This is a genomic window from Streptococcus sp. 79 (assembly GCF_013277425.1).
GTDB lineage: Bacteria > Bacillota > Bacilli > Lactobacillales > Streptococcaceae > Streptococcus > Streptococcus pseudopneumoniae.
Genome location: NZ_VMMW01000097.1, coordinates 1 through 11,286 on the forward strand (window position 1 = coordinate 1; position 11,286 = coordinate 11,286).

General features: G+C 42.2%; 14 protein-coding genes. All 14 read left to right on the plus strand.

The genetic code is table 11. From position 1 onward, the window contains the following. On the plus strand, window positions 1-312 hold a 312-nt coding region (locus tag HT729_RS10705), incomplete at its 5' end, for a hypothetical protein (RefSeq protein WP_172932006.1). Window positions 313-377: 65 nt separating this feature from the next. Further along, window positions 378-1,322 (plus strand): homoserine O-succinyltransferase, encoded by a 945-nt coding sequence (gene metA / locus HT729_RS10710; RefSeq protein ID WP_172926132.1) that lies wholly within the window; start codon window positions 378-380, stop codon window positions 1,320-1,322. An 8-nt stretch (window positions 1,323-1,330) separates the two neighbouring features. After that, the gene (locus tag HT729_RS10715; protein ID WP_166731622.1) at window positions 1,331-2,008 is read left to right on the plus strand and encodes a DnaD domain-containing protein; all 678 of its coding nucleotides are present in this window, start codon (window positions 1,331-1,333) and stop codon (window positions 2,006-2,008) included. Window positions 2,009-2,105: 97 nt separating this feature from the next. Then, window positions 2,106-2,864: a triose-phosphate isomerase gene (tpiA, locus tag HT729_RS10720; protein WP_000087893.1), complete on the plus strand. Its 759-nt coding sequence runs from the start codon at window positions 2,106-2,108 to the stop codon at window positions 2,862-2,864. A 33-nt stretch (window positions 2,865-2,897) separates the two neighbouring features. After that, complete coding sequence (gene lytC / locus HT729_RS10725) at window positions 2,898-4,388, plus strand: choline binding-anchored murein hydrolase LytC (RefSeq protein WP_172932007.1); 1,491 nt, start codon at window positions 2,898-2,900, stop codon at window positions 4,386-4,388. A 498-nt stretch (window positions 4,389-4,886) separates the two neighbouring features. After that, complete coding sequence (locus tag HT729_RS10730) at window positions 4,887-5,405, plus strand: Dps family protein (protein WP_171043136.1); 519 nt, start codon at window positions 4,887-4,889, stop codon at window positions 5,403-5,405. 129 nt (window positions 5,406-5,534) lie between these two features. Next, window positions 5,535-6,041, plus strand: a complete 507-nt coding sequence (locus HT729_RS10735) for a dihydrofolate reductase (RefSeq protein WP_000162463.1) — start codon at window positions 5,535-5,537, stop codon at window positions 6,039-6,041. Continuing rightward, window positions 6,041-6,211 carry a hypothetical protein gene (locus HT729_RS10740; protein WP_000442276.1) on the plus strand — a complete coding sequence of 57 codons (171 nt, stop codon included), beginning with the start codon at window positions 6,041-6,043 and terminating at the stop codon, window positions 6,209-6,211. The genes HT729_RS10735 and HT729_RS10740 overlap by 1 nt, the downstream gene beginning before the upstream one ends. A 31-nt stretch (window positions 6,212-6,242) precedes the next feature. Continuing rightward, window positions 6,243-7,475, plus strand: coding sequence for an ATP-dependent Clp protease ATP-binding subunit ClpX (gene clpX / locus HT729_RS10745; RefSeq protein WP_000106340.1), 1,233 nt, complete (start codon window positions 6,243-6,245; stop codon window positions 7,473-7,475). 8 nt (window positions 7,476-7,483) lie between these two features. After that, window positions 7,484-8,071, plus strand: a complete 588-nt coding sequence (gene yihA, locus HT729_RS10750) for a ribosome biogenesis GTP-binding protein YihA/YsxC (protein ID WP_000405202.1) — start codon at window positions 7,484-7,486, stop codon at window positions 8,069-8,071. Between the two features lie 10 nt (window positions 8,072-8,081). Continuing rightward, window positions 8,082-8,462, plus strand: coding sequence for a RidA family protein (locus HT729_RS10755; RefSeq protein ID WP_119948218.1), 381 nt, complete (start codon window positions 8,082-8,084; stop codon window positions 8,460-8,462). A gap of 51 nt (window positions 8,463-8,513) precedes the next feature. After that, window positions 8,514-9,404, plus strand: a complete 891-nt coding sequence (gene rapZ / locus HT729_RS10760; protein ID WP_172932008.1) for an RNase adapter RapZ — start codon at window positions 8,514-8,516, stop codon at window positions 9,402-9,404. Then, window positions 9,401-10,378, plus strand: coding sequence for a YvcK family protein (locus HT729_RS10765; protein ID WP_138706973.1), 978 nt, complete (start codon window positions 9,401-9,403; stop codon window positions 10,376-10,378). Before rapZ ends, HT729_RS10765 begins: the two co-directional genes overlap by 4 nt. Beyond that, a complete protein-coding gene (whiA, locus tag HT729_RS10770; protein WP_172932009.1) occupies window positions 10,375-11,286 on the plus strand; it encodes a DNA-binding protein WhiA in 912 nt (303 codons plus the stop codon). Before HT729_RS10765 ends, whiA begins: the two co-directional genes overlap by 4 nt.

An 11,286-nucleotide genomic window follows, 5' to 3' on the forward strand; every position in this document is an offset into this window, starting at 1 on the left:
AGCTCAAAACACAGCTTTGAGGTTGTAGATAGAACTGACGAAGTCAGCTCAAAACACTGTTTTGAGGTTGTAGATAAAACTGACGAAGTCAGCTCAAAACACAGTTTTGAGGTTGTAGATAGAACTGACGAAGTCAGCTCAAAACACAGTTTTGAGGTTGCAGATAGAACTGACGAAGTCAGCTCAAAACACAGTTTTGAGGTTGCAGATAGAACTGACGAAGTCAGCTCAAAACACAGTTTTGAGGTTGCAGATAGAACTGACGAAGTCAGTAACATATGCGTACGGCAAGGCAACGTTGACGCGGTTTGAAGAGATTTTCGAAGAGTTTCAAACATATGCAATGATTTCTGAAAGAGTACAGTTAGGAGAGGGTTATGCCGATTCGAATTGATAGAAAATTACCAGCTGTTGAGATTTTACGGACAGAGAATATCTTTGTCATGGATGATCAACGTGCGTCCCACCAAGATATCCGTCCTTTGAAGATTTTAATTTTAAATCTCATGCCACAGAAAATGGTCACAGAAACCCAGTTGTTGCGCCATTTGGCTAATACGCCCCTGCAATTGGATATTGATTTTCTCTATATGGAGAGCCATCGTTCTAAAACAACTCGTTCAGAGTACATGGAGACCTTTTATAAAACCTTTCCTGAAGTCAAGGATGAGTATTTTGATGGGATGATTATCACGGGTGCTCCAGTTGAGCATTTACCATTTGAGGAAGTGGACTATTGGGAGGAATTTAGCCAGGTGCTTGAGTGGTCCAAGACCCATGTCTATTCGACCCTTTATATCTGTTGGGGGGCTCAGGCTGGTCTTTATCTGCGTTATGGAGTGGAAAAATACCAGATGGACAGTAAGTTATCAGGTATTTATCCTCAGGACACCCTAAAAGAGGGGCACCTTCTCTTTAGAGGCTTTGACGATAGCTATGTATCCCCTCATTCTCGACATACGGAGATTTCTAAGGAAGAGATTCTGAATAAGACCAATCTCGAGATTTTATCAGAGGGACCTCAGGTTGGGGTTTCGATTTTGGCTAGTCGTGATTTGCGTGAAATTTATAGTTTTGGACATTTGGAATATGACCGTGATACCTTGGCAAAAGAGTATTTCAGAGATTGTGATGCAGGTTTAGATCCTCATATTCCAGAAAATTACTTTAAGGATGATGATGTCAATCAGACGCCTTGTCTTTGTTGGTCTTCATCGGCAGCCCTCTTTTTCAGTAACTGGGTGAACTATGCGGTCTATCAGGAAACTCCTTTTGACTGGAGAAAAATAGAAGATGATGCATCCGCATTTGGGTATTTATAAGAGGAATTATGACATATTTAGACGCTTTTAAATCAGGGAACTTGGTTTTACCGACTGCCCTGCTCTTGCATTTTAAGGAACTCTTTCCTTCTAGCGACGATTTTCTGGTCTGGCAATTTTTCTATTTGCAAAATACGACAGGTTTAGAAGAAATGTCGCCAAGCCAGATTGCTGAAAGGATTGGCAAGGAAATTTCGGAAGTCAATCAGGCTATTTCCAATCTGACGGAGAGGGGACTGCTTCAGTATCGAACGATCGAATTGAATGGCGAAATTGAATTGCTCTTTGATGCTAGTTTGGCTTTGGAACGTTTGGATGACTTGCTTGGAGTCGCTCATTCAAGTTCAGACCAGTTGACACCTCAAAATCAGCTCAAGGATTTGGTAGAAACCTTCCAGCAGGAATTAGGACGCTTGTTGACACCTTTTGAGATTGAAGATTTGACTAAGACATTAAAAGAAGATGGGACCAGTGCTGACTTGATTAAGGAGGCTCTTCGTGAAGCTGTTTTAAATGGAAAAGCAAACTGGAAGTACATTCAGGCGATTTTGAGAAACTGGCGCCATGAAGGTATCAAGAGTGTGGCTCAAATCGAGGCTAAACGGGCAGAGAGAGAAGCAAGCAATCCTCAGTTGACACAGGTGTCTGCAGATTTCATAAATGCCATGGATCTCTGGAAGGATTAATCCATGTAAGCAGACTTGAAATCCGAGTAAGATTTGCAAGCTGTGTCTAATTGTGATAAAATAAGTAGAAAATAAATTGAAAAAAGAGGTATGTGAAATGTCACGTAAACCATTTATCGCTGGTAACTGGAAAATGAACAAAAATCCAGAAGAAGCTAAAGCATTTGTTGAAGCAGTTGCGTCAAAACTTCCTTCATCAGATCTTGTTGAAGCAGGTATCGCTGCTCCAGCTCTTGATTTGACAACTGTTCTTGCTGCTGCAAAAGGTTCAAATCTTAAAGTTGCTGCTCAAAACTGTTACTTTGAAAATGCAGGTGCTTTCACTGGTGAAACAAGCCCACAAGTTTTGAAAGAAATCGGTACTGACTACGTTGTTATCGGTCACTCAGAACGCCGTGACTACTTCCATGAAACTGACGAAGATATCAACAAAAAAGCAAAAGCAATCTTTGCAAACGGTATGCTTCCAATCATCTGTTGTGGTGAGTCACTTGAAACTTACGAAGCTGGTAAAGCTGCTGAGTTTGTAGGCGCTCAAGTATCTGCTGCATTGGCTGGATTGACTGCTGAACAAGTTGCTGCATCAGTTATCGCTTATGAGCCAATCTGGGCTATCGGTACTGGTAAATCAGCTTCACAAGACGACGCACAAAAAATGTGTAAAGTTGTTCGTGACGTTGTAGCTGCTGACTTTGGTCAAGAAGTTGCAGACAAAGTTCGTGTTCAATACGGTGGTTCTGTTAAACCTGAGAACGTTGCTTCATACATGGCTTGTCCAGACGTTGACGGTGCCCTTGTAGGTGGTGCGTCACTTGAAGCTGAAAGCTTCTTGGCTTTGCTTGACTTTGTAAAATAATCAGTAGCAAAAGCTAGGTGGAACAGCATTCAGGTGCCTGTTCCATTTTTTATAGGAGAGGAAAGATTGAAAACAAAAATTGTATGTATAGGGCTAGCAAGTCTTTGCTTACTTGGCGCAAGAGTTTCAGGAATTGCGGCAGATGAAACAAGTGGAATCACAGTTTCAGAAAAATCTAGTCTATCAACAGGGACTTCATCAACTAGTAGTAATGAACAGAGAAACAGTGTCTCTGCCCACTGGGATGGGGATTATTATGTAAAGGCTGATGGTTCTAAAGCTCAAAGTGAATGGATTTTTGACAACTACTATAAGGCTTGGTTTTATATTAAGTCAGATGGTCGTTACGCGCAGAATGAATGGCATGGAAATTACTACCTGAAATCAGGTGGATATATGGCCCAAAACGAGTGGATCTATGACAGTAATTACAAGAATTGGTTTTATCTCAAGTCAGATGGGGCTTATGCTCATCAAGAATGGCAATTGATTGGAAATAAGTGGTATTACTTCAAGGAGTGGGGTTACATGGCTAAAAGCCAATGGCAAGGAAGTTATTTCTTGAATGGTCAAGGTGCCATGATGCAAAATGAATGGCTTTATGATCCGGCTTATTCTGCTTATTTTTATCTAAAATCCGATGGAACTTATGCCAACCAAGAGTGGCAAAAAGTGGGCGGCAAATGGTACTATTTCAAGAAGTGGGGCTATATGGCTCGGAATGAGTGGCAAGGCAACTACTATTTGACTGGAAGTGGTGCCATGGCGACTGACGAAGTGATTATGGATGGTGCTCGCTATATCTTTGCGGCCTCTGGTGAGCTCAAAGAAAAGAAAGATTTGAATGTCGGCTGGGTTCACAGAGATGGTAAACGCTATTTCTTTAATAATAGAGAAGAACAAGTGGGAACCGAACATGCTAAGAAAGTCATTGATATTAGTGAGCACAATGGTCGTATCAATGATTGGAAAAAGGTTATTGATGAGAACGAAGTGGATGGTGTCATTGTTCGTCTAGGTTATAGCGGTAAAGAAGACAAGGAATTGGCGCATAACATTAAGGAGTTAAACCGTCTGGGAATTCCTTATGGTGTCTATCTCTATACCTATGCTGAAAATGAGACCGATGCTGAGAGTGACGCTAAACAGACCATTGAACTTATAAAGAAATACAATATGAACCTGTCTTACCCTATCTATTATGATGTTGAGAATTGGGAATATGTAAATAAGAGCAAGAGAGCTCCAAGTGATACAGGCACTTGGGTTAAAATCATCAACAAGTACATGGAGACGATGAAGCAGGCGGGCTATCAAAATGTGTATGTCTATAGCTATCGTAGTTTATTACAGACGCGTTTAAAACACCCAGATATTTTAAAACATGTAAACTGGGTAGCGGCCTATACCAATGCTTTAGAATGGGAAAACCCTCATTATTCAGGAGAAAAAGGTTGGCAATATACCTCTTCTGAATACATGAAAGGAATCCAAGGGCGCGTAGATGTCAGCGTTTGGTATTAAGCGATGATTTGAAAGAGGGATGTGATAGTAGCACCCTCTTTTTCTTTGTTTTATGGCAGTTCATCCTCGAGTAAATTCAAGATCTCGCTAGGAAATAAATCTTATATGGTAGATTGAATATAGACCAGGACATTGCGGTTGCTAAAACATTTTTAGAAATTCATTTGTCTTTCCTAATCGACTTGGCTCCCTCTTATTTCAATCTATTATAGTCTTGGGGAATTTCTTCAAACCACGTCAGCGTGGTCAGTTCTACCTGCGACCTCAAAACTTGTACTTTGGTTAAGCTGGGTTTAGTTTCCTAGTTTGCTGATGGATTTCCATTGACTATAAGCATCCAGACCTCTTTTTCGTCTTCTAAAGAATTCTTAAATTATCAGTCTATTGCAACTTTTCTCATGTGGGTCATTTGGCTTGCTATTGTCTTTCCTTAGTAGTATACTAAGGTAGTAATCATTAAGAAGTGGTTACATAAAAATAATGAATGAGGTGAAAACAATGGTAGAATTGAAAAAAGAAGCAGCAAAAGATGTCGCAACATTAACAAAAGCAGCGCCAGTAGCATTGGCAAAAACAAAGGAAGTTTTGAATCAAGCAGTAGCAGATTTGTATGTAGCGCATATTGCTCTTCATCAAGTGCACTGGTACATGCGTGGACGCGGTTTTATGGTATGGCATCCAAAAATGGATGAGTACATGGATGATCTTGATGGTCATTTAGATGAAATCAGCGAACGATTGATTACACTCGGTGGTAAACCATACTCTACTTTGACAGAATTCCTTCAACACAGCGAAATCGAAGAAGAAGCTGGTGAATACCGTAATGTTGAAGAAAGCTTGGAACGTGTTCTAGCTATTTATCGCTACCTCATCACTCTTTTCCAAAAAGCGTTGGATGTGACTGACGAAGAAGGCGATGATGTTACAAACGATATTTTTGTTGGTGCTAAGGCTGAACTTGAGAAAACAGTTTGGATGCTTGCGGCAGAACTTGGACAAGCACCTGGTTTATAAGAAACAAGGCAACATAGATAAATCTGTAGGAAATTTCTTACAGATTTTTTCTATTTTGTAAGCTATTCCAAACCAGTCTTTTTTTGAGTTTTTTGATAGAATAGTACTATCAGTAAAAAGGATGGAAGCATGACTAAGAAAATCGTAGCTATTTGGGCCCAGGATGAAGAGGGTGTGATTGGTAAGGACAATCGTCTGCCTTGGCATTTGCCAGCAGAACTGCAACACTTCAAAGAAACAACTCTGAATCATGCTATCTTGATGGGACGGGTGACCTTTGATGGGATGGGGCGTCGCTTGCTTCCACAACGGGAGACCTTGATTTTGACGCGTAATCCGGAAGAAAAGATAGATGGGGTGGCTACTTTTCACGATGTCCAGTCTGTTCTGGACTGGTATCAGACTCAAGAAAAGAATCTCTACATTATCGGTGGGAAGCAGATTTTTCAGGCTTTTGAGTCCTATTTGGATGAAGTGATTGTCACTCAAATTCATGCTCAGGTGGAGGGAGATACCTATTTTCCTGAAGAGTTTGACTTGTCTCTTTTTGAGACAGTTTCAAGCAAATTTTACGCCAAAGATGAGAAAAATCCTTATGATTTTACCATCCAATACCGCAAGAGAAAGGAAGTCTAATGGAACGGAGTTTATTTGGTTTATTCACGGCTTTTCTGTGTTTCATCTGCCTTCTGGCAGGAGCACAGGCTTTTCGTAAAAAGCGTTACGGGCTTTCTATCCTCCTTTGGTTAAATGCCTTTACCAATCTGGTCAATAGTATTCATGCTTTTTACATGACCTTATTTTAGATAGAATGACAGTATAGAATGGAAGGAAATCATGTCTACAAATAGAAAAAATGATATGATGGTTTATTGCTCATTTTGTGGCAAAAACCAAGAAGAAGTACAAAAAATAATCGCTGGCAACAATGCTTTTATTTGTAATGAATGCGTGGAGCTAGCTCAAGAAATTATTCGAGAAGAATTGGTTGAGGAAGTCTTGGCAGACTTGTCTGAGGTGCCAAAACCAATTGAACTCCTCCATATCTTGAACCACTATGTAATCGGTCAAGATCGTGCCAAGCGTGCCTTGGCAGTGGCGGTTTACAACCACTACAAACGTATCAATTTCCACGATACGCGTGAGGAGTCAGAAGATGTGGATTTGCAGAAGTCAAACATTTTGATGATTGGCCCAACTGGTTCAGGGAAAACTTTCCTTGCCCAGACCTTGGCTAAGAGCTTGAATGTGCCTTTTGCGATTGCGGATGCGACAGCTCTGACTGAGGCTGGTTATGTGGGTGAGGACGTGGAAAATATTCTCCTTAAACTCTTGCAGGCTGCTGACTTTAATATCGAGCGTGCAGAGCGTGGGATTATCTACGTGGATGAAATTGACAAGATTGCCAAGAAGAGCGAGAACGTATCGATCACACGGGATGTTTCTGGTGAAGGGGTGCAACAAGCCCTTCTCAAGATTATCGAGGGAACTGTTGCTAGCGTGCCGCCTCAAGGTGGACGCAAACATCCGCAACAAGAAATGATTCAAGTGGATACTAAAAATATCCTCTTCATCGTGGGTGGTGCCTTTGATGGTATTGAAGAAATTGTCAAACAACGTCTGGGTGAAAAGGTTATCGGCTTTGGTCAAAATAATAAAGCAATTGATGAAAACAGCTCTTACATGCAAGAAATCATCGCAGAAGATATTCAAAAATTCGGTATTATTCCAGAGTTGATTGGACGCTTGCCTGTCTTTGCAGCCCTTGAGCAATTAACGATTGATGACTTGGTTCGTATCTTGAAAGAGCCAAGAAATGCCTTGGTCAAACAATATCAAACCTTGTTATCTTATGATGATGTCGAGTTGGAATTTGACGACGAAGCTCTTCAAGAGATTGCCAATAAGGCCATCGAACGGAAGACAGGGGCGCGTGGTCTTCGCTCCATCATCGAAGAAACCATGCTAGATGTCATGTTTGAAGTACCGAGTCAGGAAAATGTGAAATTGGTTCGCATCACAAAAGAAGCTGTCGATGGAACGGATAAACCAATCTTGGAAACAGCCTAGAGGTGACTATGGAAATCAATACACATAATGCTGAAATCTTGCTCAGTGCAGCCAACAAGTCTCATTATCCGCAGGATGAACTGCCAGAGATTGCCCTAGCAGGGCGTTCAAATGTTGGCAAGTCTAGCTTTATCAACACCATGCTGAATCGTAAAAATCTAGCCCGAACATCAGGTAAACCTGGTAAAACCCAGCTCCTGAACTTCTTTAACATTGATGACAAGATGCGCTTTGTGGATGTGCCTGGTTATGGCTATGCCCGTGTTTCTAAAAAGGAGCGTGAAAAGTGGGGGCGCATGATTGAGGAGTACCTGACAACTCGGGAAAATCTCCGTGCAGTAGTCAGTTTAGTTGACCTCCGTCATGATCCGTCAGCAGATGATGTGCAGATGTACGAATTTCTCAAGTATTACGAGATTCCGGTTATCATCGTTGCGACCAAGGCGGACAAGATTCCTCGTGGTAAATGGAACAAGCACGAATCAGCAATCAAAAAGAAATTAAACTTTGACCCAAGTGACGACTTCATCCTCTTTTCATCTGTCAGCAAGGCAGGGATGGATGAGGCTTGGGATGCAATCTTAGAAAAATTGTGAGGAAAAGAAAATGGCAAAAACAATACATACAGACAAGGCTCCAAAGGCTATCGGACCCTATGTTCAAGGAAAAATCGTTGGCAACCTTTTGTTTGCTAGTGGTCAAGTTCCTCTCTCTCCTGAAACTGGAGAAATCGTTGGAGAAACGATTCAAGAACAGACAGAACAAGTCTTGAAAAACATCGGTGCTATTTTGTCAGAAGCAGGAACTGACTTTGACCATGTTGTCAAAACAACTTGCTTTTTGAGCGATATGAACGACTTTGTTCCTTTTAACGAGGTTTACCAAACGGCCTTTAAAGAGGAATTTCCAGCTCGTTCAGCTGTGGAGGTAGCTCGTCTTCCTCGTGATGTAAAAGTCGAAATCGAAGTCATCGCAGAGATTGGATAAGCTAGTTGAAGTTTGGTGTTGCCAAACTTCTTTTGATATAAGGAGAAAAAGATGACAAAGAAACAACTTCACTTGGTGATTGTGACAGGAATGAGTGGTGCAGGGAAAACCGTAGCCATTCAGTCTTTCGAGGATCTAGGTTATTTTACCATTGATAATATGCCGCCAGCCCTCTTGCCTAAGTTTTTGCAGCTGGTTGAAACTAAGGAAGACGATCCTAAGTTGGCCTTGGTAGTGGATATGCGTAGCCGTTCTTTCTTCTCGGAGATTCAAGCTGTTTTGGATGAGTTGGAAAACAAGGAAGAACTGGACTTTAAAATTCTCTTTTTGGATGCAGCTGATAAGGAATTGGTCGCGCGTTACAAGGAAACCAGACGGAGTCACCCATTAGCTGCAGATGGTCGGATTTTGGATGGAATCAAGCTGGAACGTGAGCTCTTGGCGCCTTTGAAAAATATGAGTCAAAATGTGGTGGATACGACTGAACTCACTCCACGTGAGCTGCGTAAAACCCTTGCAGAGCAGTTTTCAGATCAAGAACAAGCCCAGTCTTTCCGTATCGAAGTCATGTCTTTTGGCTTTAAATATGGAATCCCGATTGATGCAGATTTAGTCTTTGATGTGCGCTTTTTGCCAAATCCATATTATCTTCCAGAACTGAGAAATCAAACGGGTGTGGATGAACCAGTGTATCACTATGTCATGAACCATCCTGAGTCAGAAGACTTCTATCAACATTTGTTGGCCTTGATTGAGCCGATTTTGCCGAGTTACCAAAAGGAAGGGAAGTCTGTTTTGACCATTGCTATGGGTTGTACAGGGGGACAACACCGTAGTGTGGCTTTTGCTAAACGCTTGGCGCAGGACTTATCCAAGAATTGGCCTGTTAATGAAGGGCATCGCGACAAAGACCGAAGAAAGGAAACGGTAAACCGTTCATGAGAAAACCAAAGATAACGGTGATTGGTGGAGGGACTGGGATCCCCGTCATTCTTAAAAGTCTGCGTGAAAAAGATGTGGAAATCGCTGCTATCGTAACGGTGGCGGATGATGGTGGTTCTTCAGGTGAACTCAGAAAAAATATGCAGCAGTTGACACCGCCAGGTGATCTTCGCAATGTCCTTGTGGCCATGTCGGATATGCCTAAGTTTTATGAAAAGGTCTTTCAATACCGCTTTTCTGAGGATGCTGGAGCCTTTGCTGGCCATCCATTGGGAAATCTCATTATCGCTGGCCTGTCAGAAATGCAGGGTTCAACCTATAATGCCATGCAGTTATTGAGCAAATTTTTCCACACAACTGGGAAGATTTATCCTTCCAGTGACCATCCCTTGACCCTTCATGCAGTCTTTCAGGATGGGACAGAAGTGGCTGGAGAGAGTCATATCGCAGACCATCCAGGCATGATTGACCATGTTTATGTGACCAATACCCTTAACGATGATACGCCTCTGGCCAGTCGTCGAGTAGTGCAGACTATTCTTGAAAGTGACATGATTGTCCTCGGACCTGGTTCTCTCTTTACCTCTATTTTGCCTAATATCGTGATTAAGGAAATTGGGCAGGCGCTTTTGGAAACCAAGGCAGAAATCGCCTATGTCTGCAATATCATGACCCAACGTGGGGAGACAGAACATTTTACAGATAGTGACCATGTGGAGGTCTTGCATCGTCACCTTGGTCGACCTTTTATCGATACTGTCTTGGTGAATATCGAAAAAGTTCCTCAGGAATACATGAATTCCAACCGGTTTGATGAATACTTGGTGCAGGTGGAACATGATTTTGCTGGTCTTTGTAAGCAAGTTCCGCGCGTGATTTCATCCAACTTCCTTCGTCTGGAAAATGGAGGCGCCTTCCACGATGGTTATTTGATTGTGGATGAATTGATGCGCATTATACAGGTGAGAAAATGAGTTTTACAGTAGCAGTAAAAGAAGAAATTCTAGGTCAGCACCATCTAAGCCGACATGAATTATCAGCTATTATCAAGATGTCTGGTAGCATCGGTCTCTCGACCTCGGGCCTAACCTTGTCTGTTGTGACAGAAAATGTCAAACTGGCTCGTCACCTCTATGAGTCCTTTCTCCATTTCTACGAAATCAAATCGGAAATTCGTCACCACCAACGGAGTAATCTTCGCAAGAATCGTGTCTATACCGTTTTTACAGATGAAAAGGTGCAGGATTTGTTGAGTGATTTGCACTTGGCTGACTCCTTCTTTGGTCTGGAAACAGGCATTGATGAGGCGATTTTATCGGACGAGGAAGCAGGACGTGCTTATCTTTGTGGAGCTTTCTTGGCAAATGGGAGCATTCGTGACCCTGAGTCAGGCAAGTACCAGTTGGAAATCAGTTCTGTTTATCTGGACCACGCGCAAGGGATTGCCTCCCTTCTCCAGCAGTTTTTGCTGGATTCCAAGGTGCTTGAGCGCAAGAAGGGGGCTGTGACCTATCTCCAGCGTGCTGAAGATATTATGGACTTCTTGATAGTCATCGGAGCCATGAAGGCGCGTGACGATTTTGAGCGAGTTAAGATTTTGCGAGAAACCCGTAACGACCTCAATAGAGCCAATAATGCCGAGACAGCTAATATCGCTCGGACAGTTTCTGCCAGCATGAAGACCATCAACAATATCAGCAAAATCAAAGATATTATGGGCTTAGAAAATCTGCCAGTGGATTTGCAGGAAGTAGCGCAGTTGCGGATTCAGCACCCAGACTACTCTATCCAGCAGTTAGCAGATAGCCTCAGCACCCCTCTGACCAAAAGTGGTGTCAACCATAGACTCAGAAAAATCAATAAGATAGCCGATGAATTATAA